This is a genomic window from Thioalkalivibrio sp. ALJ15 (assembly GCF_000383695.1).
Classification (GTDB): Bacteria; Pseudomonadota; Gammaproteobacteria; order Ectothiorhodospirales; family Ectothiorhodospiraceae; genus Thioalkalivibrio.
In genome coordinates this window covers 344,756-360,208 of sequence record NZ_KB912059.1, presented here as the reverse complement: position 1 = coordinate 360,208, position 15,453 = coordinate 344,756, and the positions used below count along the sequence as shown (strand labels likewise).

Below are 15,453 nucleotides of genomic sequence, written 5' to 3'. Positions count from 1 at the left end.
CGGGGCCGGGATCAGCGAAAGTCGTCGGTGACCGCGCCGCGACTGGCGGATCCGACCTGACGGCTGTACTTCCCGAGCACACCTCGATCAAAGCGCGGCGGGGGTGCCTGCCAGGCACTGCGGCGACGCGCCAGTTCGTCCTCTGGTACCTCGAGCGCGAGACGATTACGGTCGGCATCGACCTCGATGATGTCGCCCTCGCGCACCAGGGCAATGGGCCCACCTTGCGCCGCCTCGGGAGCGACATGTCCGACGACGAGACCGTAGGTGCCTCCGGAGAAGCGTCCGTCGGTAATCAACGCAACGGAGTCGCCGAGACCCGCGCCGATGATCGCTGCCGTGGGGGCGAGCATCTCGCGCATACCGGGCCCGCCGCGGGGGCCCTCATGACGAACCACGATGACGTCGCCAGCCTGAATCCCGCCCGCCAGGATGGCGTCCAGGCATTCCTCCTCGGATTCGAATACGCGCGCGGGCCCGCGAATCGAAGTGGACTTGAGCCCGGTGATCTTGGCCACGCTGCCTTCCGGCGCCAGATTGCCCTTCAGGATCGCCAGGTGCCCCTGCGGGTACAGGGGGGCATCCAGCGGGCGGATGATGGTCTGGTTCGATGGTGGTGCATCAGGGATGTCTGCGAGGACCTCGCTTAGGGTCTGGCCGGTAATGGTCAGGCAGTGCCTGTGCAGAAGACCGGCGTTCAGCAGGATCTTCATGACCTGCGGTGTGCCCCCCACCGCATGGAATTCCGTGGTCACGTGTCGACCGGAGGGCTTCAGATCGCACAGTACCGGGGTTTTCCGGCGGATCCGTTCTACGTCATCCAGAGCTAACGGCACGTTGGCACAGTGGGCAATGGCGAGCAGGTGGAGCACGGCATTGGTCGATCCCCCGACGGCCATAACCACGGCCAGGGCGTTCTCGAAGGCCTCGCGCGTGAGGATGTCGCGCGGCTTGCGGTCGGCATGGATCGCCTCCAGGAGGACCTCGGCGGAACGGGCGGCGGAGTCGGCCTTTTCCGGGTCCTCGGCCGCCTGGGTCGACGAGCCCGGCAGACTCATGCCCATCGCCTCGAAGGCGCTGGACATGGTATTGGCTGTGAACATGCCGCCACAGGAGCCGGCTCCCGGGCAGGCATTGCGCTCCACGCCGGCCAGGTCTTCATCCGACAGCTTTCCCGCCCCATGCTGTCCGACGGCCTCGAACGCACTGACGATCGTCAGGTCCTGGTCCTTGTAGCGTCCCGGCTTGATCGTGCCTCCGTAGACGAAGATCGCGGGCACGTTAAGCCGGGCGATCGCCATCATGGCGCCGGGCATGTTCTTGTCGCAGCCGCCGGTGGCCAGCAGCCCGTCCAGACTCTGGCCGTTGACGACCGTCTCGATCGCGTCGGCGATCACCTCGCGCGACACCAGGGAGTACTTCATGCCCGGGGTGCCCATCGAAATGCCGTCAGAGATGGTGATGGTGCCGAAGGTCTGCGGCATGCCGCCCGAGGCTCGTACGGCCGATTCCGCACGTTCGGCCAGTGCCCCGATCCCCATGTTGCAGGGAGTGATGGTGCTGTGGGCGTTGGCAATGCCAACGATGGGGCGCTGGAAGTCGTCGTCACCGAAGCCCACGGCCCTGAGCATGGCGCGGTTGGGGGTGCGGCGTGGCCCTTCGGTGACGACGCGGCTGCGTCGATTGTCCTGGGTCATCGAGTCGTCCTGTCCGTTGTCCGGCCCGGGAGAGGGCGGACTAGTGGGTGCGAGAATTGCTTCCCCGGCAGTAGCGCCCATTGAGGAAGTGATCGAAGAACTGGCCCAGTGCCGGATGGTCGATCTGCTGGCCGGAGGTGTCGGGTTCCAGGTGGCGTTCGGCCACATACGTGCTGTGCGAGTACCCGTCCACCAGCACGTGGTACCACGGCCGGTCCTTGGGGGGGCGGCTCCTGGCCACGGTTTCGTACCATTCGTCCGAGCCGGAGTAGACCGGGTCGACCTCGACGATCACACCGCGGTAGCCGAACTTGGTATGGTGGACCAGTTCACCCACGGTGAAGCGTGTTCCCTGTGTCATCGCTGCCCCCTGGCGGCGTTTGGTGCATTAATTGCGCTGCATTGACAGTGTCTCTCAGAAAAGACCATCGCCCGGGTCTCGCGTTCCGGCGCGTGGTCCTGAACCCGCAAAGCGAACGTATACCATGTCCCGTGACGTCAGCATCCCCCGCCCCGAATTTCACCGGGCCGTGCCCGAAAATGATGACCGCGAACGCAAGATCTGCAGTCACTGTGGCTTCGTGGACTACGAGAACCCGCGGATTGTGGTGGGCGTCGTCGCCACATGGGGAGAGCGGGTCCTGTTGTGCCGCCGGGCGATCGAGCCGCGCAAGGGTCACTGGACGCTGCCCGCAGGATACATGGAGCTCGGCGAGTCGACCGAGCAGGGCGCCGAGCGAGAGGCCTGGGAGGAGGCGCGCGCCCGGCTGCGTATCGATCGCCTGCTCGCGGTCTACAGTCTGCCGCATATCGGTCAGGTGCAGATGATCTACCGTGCCGAGCTGCTGGGCGACGATGTCGCTCCCGGACCGGAATCGGAAGAGGTCGCGCTGTTCGACTTCAATGATCTGCCCGGGGAGCTCGCATTTCCGTCGGTCGCCTGGGCCCTGGCGCACTATCAGCAGACGCACCACCTGAACGAATTTGCGCCGATGGGCGCCCCGGAGTCCGCGAGCCCGCTGGGCGGGTTGTAGTTCAGCTGTCCTGCGCGCGCCGGGACGGCCCGTAGTCTCGGAATTTTTCCAGCACGCGCGCCATTTCATCATCGCCGAGCAGCTGCGGGCCGCCAATTTGCAGGCTCAGCACATACTGCTGCGCGAGCAGTTCGACCTCTTGGGTCAGCCACAAGGCCCGCGCGAGATCCGGCCCCGTCGCAATCATGCCGTGGTTGGCCAGCAGGCACGCGAGTCGATCGTGCAAGGCCTCCACCGCGTTGCCTGACAGCTGCTCCGTGCCGAACGTGGCATAGGGGGCACAACGGATCGAATTGCCCCCGGCCGCCGCAACCATATAGTGCAGGGCGGGGATATCACGACCCTGAATCGCGACCACGCTGGCATAGATCGAGTGGACATGCACCACGGCGTTCAACTCCGGGCGCGCCTTGAGGATCGCCCGATGAAAATGCCACTCGCTGGAAGGCTTCTGGTGATCCGGCCAGCGTCCCTGTGCATCGACGGAGACCAGGTCCTCCGGACGCAGGGCTTCATAGGGCACGCCGGACGGGGTAATCAGCATGCCGTCGCCCAGACGCGCGCTGACGTTGCCCGAGGTGCCCTGGTTCAGGCCACGGCGATTGGTCTCGAGCGCGGTGTCGATAATCGCCTGGCGCAGGGCCAGTTCATCGGTGGCAGGCATCGGAATCCAGGGGGATAGATGGAAGCCGGATTGTATCGCGACAGGCGCGAAGGATGTCTCGGGGAACACCCGTTAGTTTATGGGGTCAATGTCGAGAGGCCGGCGTGAGCGGGACGTGAAGACGCGGATGGCGCGCACGCCACCTGGACATCTATATTGAAGGCTGTATTTGGCAGGCCGCAGCGGTCGCGCGGCACTTTCGATGTTCCTTGAACAGGGAGGACAACCCATGAAAAAACCCCTTCGTTTTCTGACTGCGGCTTCCGTTGCCGGAACCCTCGCGCTGGGCTTGGGCGCTGTGCATTCCGTGCATGCCTTTGACGAGCACGAGGCAACCATTGATTACCGTCAGGGCGTGATGCGGTCCATCGGCGGCAACGTCGGGTCTATCGCCGCAGTCGTTGTCGACGGCGCCGAGTTCGGCGACAACCTCGAGATGCACACCAGGCATCTGGTGGATCTCACCGCGGACATCCCGGCACTGTTCCCGGAAGGCAGTGACTTCCCCGATACCGATGCCAAAGAGGAGATCTGGGACGACTGGGACCGGTTCCAGGAGCTTTCTCAGGACACCAAGGATGCGGCCGAGGCATTGCATGCCGCGGTTGAAGCCGGTGAAGACGACGAACTCCCGATTCGCTTCCGTAATCTGGGGCAATCCTGCCAGGCCTGCCACGACGACTTCCGCCGCGACTGATCGGTGGTGGTGACCACAAGGCGCACAGGGCCGGCCGCCTGGCTGCCGGCCCTGGCCATTGCGGCCTTTACATGGGGTTCCGTCGCACAGGCGGAGGTGGAAATCGGTGAAGAGGACCCCCAGGCCGGAGAGGACGAACGTATTGCCTACGGTGAATACGTCTTGCGCGCCGGCGGGTGTGTGACCTGTCACACCGCGGAGGAGGGCGACTTCCTGGCCGGTGGTCGGCCGATCGAAAGCCCGTTCGGCGTGTTCTACGGCCCGAACATCACCCCGGACGAAGAGCACGGCATCGGCGGCTGGTCGGAGGGCGACTTCAAGAAGGCCCTGAGGGAAGGGCGCAGCCCGAACGGGACCCATTACTACCCGGCATTTCCGTACACCGCATATACGAAGATGACGGACCAGGACGTGGAGGCGTTATGGGCCTATCTGCAGTCCGAGGTCGAGCCCGTCGCCCGCGAGAATACCCCGCACGATCTGGACTGGTTCGTGCGCTTTCGGCCATCACTCAGTGTATGGAAGTGGTTGCACTTCGAGCCCGGCGAGTTCGAGGCAAATCCTGACGAGTCCGAGGAGTGGAACCGTGGCGCCTATCTGACTCAGGCCCTGGGGCACTGCATGGAATGCCATACCCCGCGCACCCGGACGGGCGGGCTGGACCTCGAGCGTCTCGGGGCAGGGGCGCGCATGCCGGATGGCGACGTCGCACCGAATATCACGCCGGACCGGGAAACCGGCATCGGCCGATGGGGCGTGCGTCATATCGCCCGCTACCTGGAGATGGGCATCACCCGTGACGGCGATTTTGCCGGGAGCAGCATGGCCGACGTGATCGAGCACGGAACGTCCTACCTGACCAGTGACGACCGCCGGGCAATCGCGGCCTATCTGCAGTCGCTGGACCCCATCGAACACGAGCCGGACTGAACGGGACCAAGGCTGCATAAAAAAGGGCCAGGCTGCAGCGCAGACCTGGCCCTTTCTCTTTATCTGGCTCCCCGGGACGGGCTCGAACCGCCGACCTAGTGATTAACAGGCGCATCCAGCTGGTACACGCAAGTTCATGTACCACCTGACTATTTTCAAACACGAGCATTGTATAACAGATACTTACGAACGCTATTGGCGTGCCGGGAAGTGACATTGAATGCCACTATATACCCATCTAGACTGGTACATATGTGGTACACGGCGGGCAAAAAGAGTGGCGACGCTAACCGAGAAAAGCATTAACGCAGCGCAACCGCCCGAGAAGGGTCAGCGCTTCATGTACGACGATCACCGAGACGCACCCCGAGGCTTCGGGCTGCGAATCACGCCGAAGGGAAGCAAGTCTTTCATCCTTCGGTACACGTCCAAGGATGGGAAGGCGCGACGCCTTACCATCGGCCCGTGGGGAACCTGGTCGCTGGCCGCCGCACGCAAACAGGCGCGGGACTTCCGACAAGAGATCGACACCGGTGCCGATATTCTGGAAAAGCGGCGCACTGAGCGGCAGGAGCCCACCTTGCGCGAGGTGCTGGGACGGTACGACCGCGCGCATATCAGCAAGCTGAAGTCCGGCCCCGCTGTGCGCCGTACACTGGAAACCTACGCGCTACCGGTGCTGGGTAGCACGAAGATCAAGGCAGTCCGACGGCGCGACGTCATCGAACTGGTTGAAGGGGTGGCGGAGGAACACCCGCGTACCGCTGCGCTATTGCTGACCCACCTGAAAGGGCTGTTCGCCTGGGCTGAAGATCGCGAGGTGATCGAGGCGAACCCTGTTGCCACGATCCGCCCGCGAAAGGTCTCGAAGGCCATGACTCCTCGCCAGCGAGCGCGGATATTGGATGATGCTGAGATACAGGCATTCTGGAACAGCTCGACCGATATGCACCGCCTGACCAATCTCGCGTTGCGCCTGATCCTCGTGACGGGACAAAGGCCGGGGGAAGTGGCCGGAATGCGCTGGGATGAAATCGACGGCGCGTTATGGACTATCCCGCCCTCCCGTCGCGGCAAGACCGAGACGTCGCATACCGTTCCGCTGTCCGATATGGCACTAGATATCCTGGAACAAGCCAGAGTAGAGCTTGAACGTCTCGCGGGGCGAAGGAAGAAAAAGCCGACGGGGCACGTGTTCGAGGCACGCCCCGGAGCGCCAATCACGACGCCCGCCTTGGGGCGCGCGGTGGCCCGTTTTCGCGCCAAACTCGGTAACAAGAATGCCGAGACTTGGGGTCATTGGACGCCGCACGACCTGCGCAGAACCTGCCGAACTCGGTTGGCAGCCGAGGGGATCCCTGAGCCGGTTGCAGAAGCCGTTATAGGACACGTTCGGCAGGGGATCGTGGCCGTGTACGACCGTCACAGATACGACACGGAAAAGGGCGCCGCGCTACGTGCTTGGGAGCGGCGCCTGCTGCGCATTGCTAGCGGTGAGAGCGGAGCCGACAACGTGATCACGTTCCAGGCGAACAGCTGATAACTGGAGTGCCAACATGGGGCAACAGAACATGGTGAGCGCGGGGCTGCCCGAAAAAGATTGGTTTTCGCTGGACGAGATAGCTGAGCGGTGGGGGTGCTCCGTCGATCTGCTCACGCATTACGCGGAGGTCGAAATGTTGCGCGTTTGCGCCAATTTTCATCAGGTCACCGGCATGGAGCGGACCATTTATACGAAGGCCAAGGGCGAGGATTCGACGCTCCGGGATCACGAACTGAGCGCTCCGGTCGCAGGACTTTTTGGGATTCAAGCCTGTGACATCGCGCATCTAAATCGTACTGGTGGCGTGAGGCCGCGCGAGCTCTTCGACCCGGATCAAAAATACACCACAGCGGCTGATTTTTTTATATTCGATGAGGAGCAACGTGAGGAGCACAGGTGCAGCTATACGTTCATAAAGACAGCAGATACGCAGCCAATGTGGTACGAGGGGGGCGAGCAGCGCCCGGTATGGCCTGACGGCCAGGCACCCGTGGATTACGTGACCAAGAACATGCTTCTTGTGACGCGGGTGGAGCGGGACCGGTTCGAGAAACTTTATCGCATTGGCGCCCATGCCGGCGAACTGCCTGCGAATCCGGGTCCAGGCGATGCCGTGTACACGGAGAGCATGCGCATCCTCCTCCGAGCCAGTCGCGAGTTCTGGTCCACTGCCGAGCCCGAAGCACCGAAGACACATCCGTCCAATGACGAGATTGTGGACTGGTTGAAAGGTCAGGGAATGAGTGCCCGACTCGCGGAGTCCGCAGCCAGCATTATCCGACCGGATTGGGCTCGTGTAGGCCGGCCACGGAAGTAAAGGGTTCCAGCGTTTTTTCCGCATGGTGAGGCGATTTCTAGCTCTTGCTTAACCCATTTCCACGTTAAGGGGTAAAACCATTCCAGCTATTTTAAGGCGCTTTCCCGCATAACCATGGCCTCGCGTTGACACGAGAGGCCAAGAGCATGACGACACATCCGAACCTGACACCTAAGCAGACATCGGACTACCTTCAAGTAACCACCCGCACTTTGGCCCGCTGGCGGAACATGCGAAAGGGGCCGCCCTGGGTCAAAGCGGGCCGCCGCGTGCTTTACCGCCGCACCGATTTGGACGCTTGGCTCGAGCAACAGCGGGTCGAGCCAGTGCGCGAGGTGTCCTGATATGGATACCCGTAATAGAAACGCCCCGAGCCGCAGGGGGGCGGCGCAGGACGTAGGGGGTGAGCACAGGGGTGCGCTCGATACCGAGTATAGCAGCGATCCGACCCGAGAGATCCTCGCCGCGATGGCCCGCGATGGCGTGGCGCCGTATAACCCGGAGGATCTGCGCGCCGATGGTTCGCTGGTCCGCTACCGAGTAGACGGAGACAAGGCCGGCACCCGCAACGGCTGGGCCGTGATCCACTTGGACGGAATTCCGGCTGCCCGCTACGGCTCGTGGCGGCAAGGCGAGACGTTCACCTGGTGCGCCCGGTCGCGTGACAACATGAGCCCCGCCGATCGCAAGGCCTTGCGGCAGCGCATGGACGATGCACGTCGGCGACGCGACGCAGAGACCCGCAAACGCCAAGCCCGCACCGCAGAACGCGCCCGCCGGGAGTGGCGCGCGGCCCGGCCCGCTGATCCCGATCATGCGTACCTGGTCGCCAAGGGTGTGCAGCCACACCACGCCCGCCAGCAAAGCGAGCGCCTGGTGCTGCCGGTAATCGACCCGGCCACCAGCGGGATCACCAGCCTGCAAACGATCGGCCCGGACGGTCGCAAGCGACTGCTGCCTGGTGGTCGGAAGCGCGGATGCTGCATCCCCGTCGAACTCGGCAACGGCAGCCCGACCTTGATAGCCGAAGGCTTCGCCACCGCCTGTACGCTGGCCGAAGCCGACCGGACTGCGCGGGTGCTGGCTGCGATCGATGCTGGGAACATGGAGCCGGTCGCGGTGACCGTACGCAATCGGTGGCCGGATGCGGACATTATCATCTGCGGGGACGCAGACGAAGTGGGCGCGGCCAAAGCGCGTGCCGCTGCCATCGCGGCCGGAGCCCGCCTGGCGATTCCCGAGTTCCCGCCGGGTGCCGAGGGTAACGACTACAACGACCTGGCGGCCCTGTTGGCTGAGGGGGGTGGCGCATGAACGGCAACCCTATCGTAGCGGCAATCGAGCAAGCCGAAGCACCGCAACCCGCACACACGTGGCCCGATCCCGAGTCTCTACCGCCGCCAATGCCACCGGCACCGAAGTTTGCACCCGAGCTGCTGCCGGTGGCGCTCCGGCCGTGGATTCAGGACATTGCCGAGCGGGTGCAGTGCCCGATGGACTATCCCGCCGTGGTCGCCATGACCGCGCTCGGGTCCGTGGTCGGTCGGCAGATCGGTATCCATCCCAAGCGGCACGACGATTGGTTGGTCGTACCGAATGTATGGGGTGCGATCGTCGGGCGGCCTGGCGTGATGAAGTCACCCGCTATGACCGAGGCCCTGCGACCCTTGCATCAGCTCGAGAGTGAGGCGCGGGAATCCTACGAGCACGCAGCGCACGAGTACCAGGCGGACAAACTTCTGGCTGAGGCCGCGAGCAAGGCCGCGAAGAAACAGATCGAGGCAGCCACCAAGAAACGGGACATGGATGCCGCTCGCATGCACGCCTTGGCGGCTATGGAAGAGCCCGAGGCACCAGTGAGACGCCGCTATACGACGCAAGACACGACCGTCGAAAAGTTGGGCGAGCTTCTTCGGGATAACCCACGCGGCGTGCTGGTGGCTCGCGACGAGCTTGTCGGCTGGCTGCGTGGGCTCGACAAAGAGGGTCACGAGTCCGCGCGGGCCTTCTATCTGGAAGCCTGGTCTGGGACGGGCCGTTACACCTACGACCGTATAGGCCGGGGCACCATCGAGATCGAGGCCGCTACGGTCTCGCTGATCGGCGGCATCCAGCCGGGACCGCTGGAGGACTATCTGCGGGCCGCCCTGCGTGGTGGCGTGGGTGATGATGGTCTGATGCAGCGCATTCAACTGTGCGTATGGCCCGACATGGGCCGTGACTGGAAGAACGTGGATCGTTACCCCAACCGCGAAGCCAAGCAGGCCGCATTCGAGCTGTTCGCGCGCCTGGACGACATCGACGCCACCGCCCTGGGTGCTGATGCCGCGTCGGATATCCCGGCCCTACGTTTCGATGCAGATGCACAGGGGGTGTTCGACGATTGGCGTTCAAAGCTTGAGCACCGGCTGCGAGATCCGGATTCGACCGAGCCGGATGCCTTCATCTCGCACTTGGCCAAGTTTCGCAGCCTGGTCCCGAGCCTGGCCCTGCTGTACCACCTCGCCAGCGCTCGCATCGGCCCTGTCGACATGGAGAGCGTCACCGCCGGCATCGCGTGGTGCGAGTTCCTGGAAGCGCATGCGCGCCGCGTGTATGGGGCTGCACGCAACCCTGAATTGGGCGCGGCCCATGAGCTCGAGCGGCGCCTGTGCCGCGGTGACCTCCAGACACCCTTCACGGCACGCGAAGTCCACCGAAAGGGCTGGCGTGCACTGGATCGAGAAAACCTATCGCGTTGCCTTGAGTACCTAGAGGACCTCGGGCGTGTTCGGTACGAAGAAGTAGAGACAGGGGGCCGGAGAAAGACCCTCTGGCACGTCCATCCGGCGGTACTGGAGGGTGCGCAATGAGCTATGCCGACCGACTCGCCAGTCTGCGTCAAATCCAGAAACACGCTCATCGCGTACTGACAGAACCGACAAAAGGGGCTTCTGGCAGTTTTGTCAGTGCCGAACAGGCCCCTTCTGCAGAAAAAGTACATCCCGACTCGCTGCAGCAAGCCGCTGAAGCCGTTGGCATGGACCCAGCCATCTTGGCGGCCCTGCTGTCGCCAGAGGATCACAGGGATCGAGCCGCTGGCACGCTCGAATACGAGGAGCTAGCGGCATTCGCCAGAAGCGTCGTCGGCCGCTGGAAAACGGACGCAGTGCTGCCAGACGAGCGGCGGCTCTATCGGCACTTCATGAGCGAACGGCGCCATCAGCATCGATTGAAACCAGAACGCAGCCCCAGAGAGGCAGACCATGGCGAAGAATGACTCGGATGAACTCGAAGGCCGTGAGATGGCCGAGGTGCTGCTGACATCAGGTTTGAGCCAGGCTCGGGCCATCAAGGCGTTGGAGGGAAAAGGTATTCCGGCGAAGATTGAGGTATCGGATCTACACGAGGCGCTCGACCGACACGTCCAGCAGATGCAGGCCAACGGCGGGACCCAAGCCCAGGAAGAGATGTTGTGGAACCAAGCCCGCACTCTAGAACAGCTCTTCGTAAGGCTGATCGAGCGTGCAGCGAATCAGACGCATGTAGATAACTATGATCGGCTGCTGCGGCTTGCCCTTCGCGCCCAGAATCAGTCACGAAGTACCCTTCAGGCCCTGGAGGCGCTGCAATCACCCAAGTCGCACGTGTTTGCCCGGCAAGCGAACGTGGCCCAGAACCAGCAGATCAACCACACAACGTCACCGAACGAATCGGCTCCCGAAAAAATTCAAAATGAGCAAAACGAACTATTGGAGGACGATACTCATGGCCAACGGCTGGACACCAGAACGACGGGCTCGACAGGCACAGGCGATCCGGCGGTGGAAGCCGTGGGAGCGATCGACCGGCCCAAGGACACCTGAAGGGCGTGCGCAAGCCTCCCGGAACGCCTATCGTGGGGGCCAGCGGCAGCAGCAGCGTGCGCTCGCCCGTCTATTGCGCGAACACGCGAGGCTGCTCAACCCGGACTAGCCCGCGACGGCGGGGCGGCATGCGGAGAACTACTCATGAACCAATCGAGGCGAGAAGCCATCAAGGCCCGCATGCAGGCGAAGCTCGATAAGATGGACGAGCCTACGCGGCGTGCCGTGATCCGAGCCACTCAAGCGCGGATGATGCTCATCAATGCTGCGCGAAAGGCAGGCTACCCGCTGGAAACCCCGGAGCAGATCGAACGCGCGCTGAACGAAATACGGAAGGCCGTGAAAGATTGACGAGGAGATGCACCAACTTTCGTCCTTTGCGGCCAAGAGAGTGATGCCGGGATGACCCCGCGGAGCGGCCTGTCTGGTGAACGTCCCGACAACGACTCGACCAGCCTTCACCCCGCAGGGTAGTGGGGGACAGGCCTCCACTGCGCACAATTTTGCTGAACAGGTGGGAAACGTCAAGCGTGATCGTCCGTCAAGGAACCCCGAAAGAACTCTTCCGTCGGAGATCATTTTCGGTCGAGTGCCTGGCCGGCCGGTCCTCTACACTCCCTGGCACGAGGATCCTGCGTCATGTGCGGACGGATGACGCGCTACAGCGCGACCAGCGAACTGGCGATGCGGTACTTCCAGGTGCCGGTCGACGAGGCGTTCGACACACCTCGGTACAACGTCGCACCCGGAACGGACCTTGAAGCGTTCCGTGCGGGAGATGATACACCCGCCGCCTTCCAGCCGATGTTCTGGGGCTTCAGGCCGAAGCCGGTGCAGGACGGTCCTCGCCCGATCAACGCCCGCGCCGAAAAGGTCGCCAGCAGTCCGTACTTTCGTTCCGCAATCGCCCATCGACGCTGCATTGTGCTGGCTGATGGTTGGTATGAGTGGCGCAAGACCGACGATGGCAAGCAGCCCTACTACATCACCCTGGGCGAGGATGCACCACAGGATATCCTGATGATGGCGGGCATATGGGAGCCAACAAGCGATGGCGGCGCCTGTTGCGCGATCATCACCGAACCCGCATCGGAGCGGCTGGCGCACATTCACGATCGCAAGCCGCTGGTACTGGATGCCGAGTGTCGCTGGGATTGGCTCGATCCCGAACTGACAGAACGGGACGCCATCCGAGCCGCGACCGTCCGACTGAGTCCGGATGCGTTCATCCATTACCCCGTTTCGACTCGCGTGAACCGTCCAGTTGAAGACGATGCTGGATTGATCAAGCCATCGAAGTAGGCACCCAGCGAGACGTCCTGGGTCTACAGAGCGGCTCCATGCAGGCCGCAGCGAGCACAATTGGCTCGACTGCGCCTCGTATCATGGACTAGCCTCTTTTGAGTGGAGTGTCCAAAGATATCCGAAGTCGCAATTCTGTCTGCTGGGGGTGTACCGCGCGATGTCGAACCATACGAAAGGGCGGGGACCGGACGGGATGCAACCGAAACTCAGCTGGAGATCGGGCGATCGGCATTGCGAGATCTACTCGGACAACTCGCGGCTCGACACCGTCGACGGACAACCGGTGCTGTTAATCGAAGCGAGATCGGCTTACTCGGCACTTCATCCAACCGAGGGTTCCAAGAAGGTCGTGCCAATCCGATGAGGGGTTCGTCCAAAGGTTCGACCGGTTGACCACGGCGATCCTTGAATAGGGTGATGCCTGGGCACCGCTGACACCGTTAGAGTCCGCCCCCTGTAGTACAGATTCGTGTACACAGACCCGAGGAACTGGACGAGAGGCCCCCAACGAGCTGTCAGTGGAAGGGCTGCAACAAATCGTGCTGGATGCTGGTCGCTCGGGCCTTAAGACTATCGAGGGAGAGGCCAGATTGTCCGAAGAATCGAAGCCAGAATAGACGGCCCACCCCGTTTCGGGCCTTCGCGGTTGTTGCACTATAACCCCCCAGGATGGAGGGATCGGCGGTCGGTTGATAGACCTTGATCGGACCGCTCTGGGAACTAGTGTTTCAATCTCAGCAAACGAGAAACGCTGTGCTAGGTTATTAGTTGAAGACGTATGGAGTTAACGAAAAGGGAGAGCAAAATGGGCATTATATTCAAAGTTCCTGGATTTATAATAATGATGGTGGCGGGACTATGGGGGTTCTTCGTCTCGCTGGGCATTGTGGTCGATAATTTGGGTTTTATTGGTGGCATGATTGCGTTCTTTCTATTTCCTCTTACATTAGCTTTTGCTCCTTGGTATGAGGCGATTGCGAACTCGAATTGGTTTCCTGTCCTGCTTGTTTATGGTGGCGGCCTGTCGGCGATGGCCCTAGTTGGAATTGGTGCGGCAATTGATGGTGAATAAGATTTGAAAACGGTACTCGCGATTTTCGTTTCTATTCTATTCTTCTTGTTTGGGTGGGTTCTTCTTCATACTCTGCTGTATGGTGTTATATACGTTGGGGCGCACGCTAGAGAATCCAGCGGAATACTCCTTCTAATAACAGCTTTTTTTTCATTCGTGGCATCTCCAGCTTTTGGAGGTTTTTTAGCGACTTACATAACGCCAAGATTAGTGAGGGGGATAGATGTTAAGATTGTTTCGACGGGGTTTATGTCAGTGGTGATTACCTTTTCGTTGATTTTGGCGTTGTTGTCATATCCAATGCTGGAGGAAGACAGGTCTCTGATAGGGCAGATGGCATTATTTTTGTTGCAGGTTGGTGCCATTGTGATTGGTGCACTCATAGGGTCTCGGTTGTTTCATTCAATCGAGGATCGTCTAGACGGCTGAGTTAACGATGGATTGTTGAAGCTCGAGCACAACCGATTTGATCTGCGTACCTCGGGGATCTTGGGGGGCGACGTCGATGTTTAGAAGTGTTAAGAAGGGGCGTTGGACGACGACGCTTGGAAACTGAACTGGAGAGCGGGCAATCAGCATTTCGCGATGTACTCTTATAACTCACGGCTCGATATTGTCGATGGTCATCCGGTGCTGTTGATCGACGCGAGGGGATCCTACTCAGCGCTGCAATCAACCGACGTTTCCAAGAAGGTCGTGCCAATTTGGTGAGGGGTTCATCAGAACCTTCGATCGGTTGCCCACGGCGATGCCTGAATAGGGTGATGCCTGGGCAACGCCGACGTGGTTGTAGTCGGCCCCCTGTGGTACAGGTTTGGGTACACAGAGAAGGGAAACCGTTTCGTTTGCATCTAAGTGACTAATTGCAAGGCGTTTGCATTTGCCTGAGCGTTTCTGACGGAGTGATGGCCCTTCACTTTCTTTTCCGTTCAGGTTTCGTCGCGCAAGGTGAGAAAAACGTCAGGGTCTTGTACTGAGGGACTGGGGCGAACCGGGCCAGGAAGCCGCAGTATCGCCGCTCTCTCGGCCTCGTCCAGCATCGCGTCAGAGAGGTCAATGCACTGACCGCATTTTGGACATCGCAGTTGGTAGCCTCGAGTGAGTGGATGGGCATGGACCCGCATGTGATCGTGGCAGGGAGCATGTGTGAAGCGCAGATTGGATGGGCCGAGTTCTCCCATGTCCGAAAATGGGTCCAGGTACAGTTCGATCGGTGCGGTCATGATGCCAGTCCTCTTTGTTCATGCACTGCGGAGGCAAGGATGTTCCGCAAGGAGTGGGGCTGCGACTTTGCCGCTAACCGGCTGGGGATGCTTCGTCGTGGCGGGCTGGTTCGGGGCTCGATAGCATGGGGCGCGGCGCGCGCGACGGCTGTCGTCGCAGCGAGCGCCTAAACTGTCTCCTCACCTGACCCGATCGAAGGACCGATTCCCTCCATGATCCTGACCCTGAACCAGCTTGAGCGCCACCTGTTCGCGGCGGCGGACATCCTCCGGGGGCGCATGGACGCCTCGGAGTTCAAGGAGTACATCTTCGGCATGCTGTTCCTGAAGCGCTGCTCGGACGTGTTCGAACAGCGGCGGGAAGAGGTGCGCGACAACCTGCGCGCCAGCGGCAAGAGCGAGGAAGAGATCGCCAAGCTCGTCGAGATGCCCAGCTGGTACAAGTCGGACTTCTACGTGCCACCCAAGGCGCGCTGGGAGTACCTGCTGAACGAGGCCCACCAGGGCGTGGGCAACGAACTGAACAAGGCGCTGGCCGGGCTGGAAGAGCACAACCCCAGCCTGGCCGGGGTGCTGGAGCACATCGACTTCACCCGCAAGGTGGGCTCCACCACGCTGCCGGACAA

17 protein-coding genes are annotated in these 15,453 nt (G+C 61.7%); 14 read left to right on the top strand and 3 right to left on the bottom strand.

The window, feature by feature from the left end; genetic code table 11:
- Positions 1 to 11: 11 nt before the first annotated feature.
- Positions 12 to 1,697, bottom strand: coding sequence for a dihydroxy-acid dehydratase (ilvD, locus tag G015_RS0110910; protein ID WP_012982620.1), 1,686 nt, complete (start codon positions 1,695 to 1,697; stop codon positions 12 to 14).
- A 40-nt stretch (positions 1,698 to 1,737) separates the two neighbouring features.
- A complete protein-coding gene (gene hspQ / locus G015_RS0110905) occupies positions 1,738 to 2,058 on the bottom strand; it encodes a heat shock protein HspQ (RefSeq protein ID WP_012982621.1) in 321 nt (106 codons plus the stop codon).
- Positions 2,059 to 2,182: 124 nt separating this feature from the next.
- Here hspQ and G015_RS0110900 point away from each other — a divergent pair, with 124 nt between their 5' ends.
- Complete coding sequence (locus G015_RS0110900) at positions 2,183 to 2,731, top strand: NUDIX domain-containing protein (RefSeq protein WP_020146706.1); 549 nt, start codon at positions 2,183 to 2,185, stop codon at positions 2,729 to 2,731.
- Between the two features lies 1 nt (position 2,732).
- Here the strand turns inward: G015_RS0110900 and G015_RS0110895 are convergent, their stop codons facing one another.
- On the bottom strand, positions 2,733 to 3,395 hold the full coding sequence (locus tag G015_RS0110895) for an L-fuculose-phosphate aldolase (RefSeq protein ID WP_018994962.1): 663 nt from the start codon (positions 3,393 to 3,395) through the stop codon (positions 2,733 to 2,735).
- 229 nt (positions 3,396 to 3,624) lie between these two features.
- On the opposite strand from G015_RS0110895, the gene G015_RS0110890 reads away from it, so the two are divergent.
- The 13 genes from G015_RS0110890 to G015_RS13715 all read left to right on the top strand — a co-directional run.
- Positions 3,625 to 4,092 (top strand): cytochrome c, encoded by a 468-nt coding sequence (locus G015_RS0110890; protein ID WP_026278835.1) that lies wholly within the window; start codon positions 3,625 to 3,627, stop codon positions 4,090 to 4,092.
- A 3-nt stretch (positions 4,093 to 4,095) separates the two neighbouring features.
- Positions 4,096 to 5,022: a c-type cytochrome gene (locus tag G015_RS0110885; protein WP_018994961.1), complete on the top strand. Its 927-nt coding sequence runs from the start codon at positions 4,096 to 4,098 to the stop codon at positions 5,020 to 5,022.
- A 277-nt stretch (positions 5,023 to 5,299) separates the two neighbouring features.
- Entirely contained in the window at positions 5,300 to 6,562 is a 1,263-nt protein-coding gene (locus G015_RS0110880; protein WP_028490923.1) for a site-specific integrase, read from the top strand.
- Between the two features lie 16 nt (positions 6,563 to 6,578).
- Positions 6,579 to 7,382, top strand: a complete 804-nt coding sequence (locus G015_RS0110875) for a hypothetical protein (RefSeq protein ID WP_020146704.1) — start codon at positions 6,579 to 6,581, stop codon at positions 7,380 to 7,382.
- 146 nt (positions 7,383 to 7,528) lie between these two features.
- Positions 7,529 to 7,726, top strand: coding sequence for a helix-turn-helix domain-containing protein (locus G015_RS14120; RefSeq protein ID WP_020146703.1), 198 nt, complete (start codon positions 7,529 to 7,531; stop codon positions 7,724 to 7,726).
- A gap of 124 nt (positions 7,727 to 7,850) precedes the next feature.
- The gene (locus tag G015_RS0110870) at positions 7,851 to 8,696 is read left to right on the top strand and encodes a toprim domain-containing protein (RefSeq protein WP_020146702.1); all 846 of its coding nucleotides are present in this window, start codon (positions 7,851 to 7,853) and stop codon (positions 8,694 to 8,696) included.
- The gene (locus G015_RS0110865; RefSeq protein ID WP_232196822.1) at positions 8,693 to 10,234 is read left to right on the top strand and encodes a YfjI family protein; all 1,542 of its coding nucleotides are present in this window, start codon (positions 8,693 to 8,695) and stop codon (positions 10,232 to 10,234) included. The genes G015_RS0110870 and G015_RS0110865 overlap by 4 nt, the downstream gene beginning before the upstream one ends.
- On the top strand, positions 10,231 to 10,641 hold the full coding sequence (locus tag G015_RS14255) for a hypothetical protein (RefSeq protein WP_156824697.1): 411 nt from the start codon (positions 10,231 to 10,233) through the stop codon (positions 10,639 to 10,641). The genes G015_RS0110865 and G015_RS14255 overlap by 4 nt, the downstream gene beginning before the upstream one ends.
- Positions 10,628 to 11,227, top strand: coding sequence for a hypothetical protein (locus tag G015_RS14115; protein ID WP_020146700.1), 600 nt, complete (start codon positions 10,628 to 10,630; stop codon positions 11,225 to 11,227). Before G015_RS14255 ends, G015_RS14115 begins: the two co-directional genes overlap by 14 nt.
- A 144-nt stretch (positions 11,228 to 11,371) precedes the next feature.
- On the top strand, positions 11,372 to 11,578 hold the full coding sequence (locus G015_RS0110855) for a hypothetical protein (RefSeq protein WP_020146699.1): 207 nt from the start codon (positions 11,372 to 11,374) through the stop codon (positions 11,576 to 11,578).
- Positions 11,579 to 11,878: 300 nt separating this feature from the next.
- Positions 11,879 to 12,529, top strand: coding sequence for an SOS response-associated peptidase (locus G015_RS0110850; RefSeq protein ID WP_020146698.1), 651 nt, complete (start codon positions 11,879 to 11,881; stop codon positions 12,527 to 12,529).
- 808 nt (positions 12,530 to 13,337) lie between these two features.
- Complete coding sequence (locus G015_RS0110845; RefSeq protein WP_156824696.1) at positions 13,338 to 13,604, top strand: hypothetical protein; 267 nt, start codon at positions 13,338 to 13,340, stop codon at positions 13,602 to 13,604.
- Positions 13,605 to 15,040: 1,436 nt separating this feature from the next.
- On the top strand, positions 15,041 to 15,453 hold a 413-nt coding region (locus G015_RS13715; RefSeq protein WP_038050187.1), incomplete at its 3' end, for a type I restriction-modification system subunit M N-terminal domain-containing protein.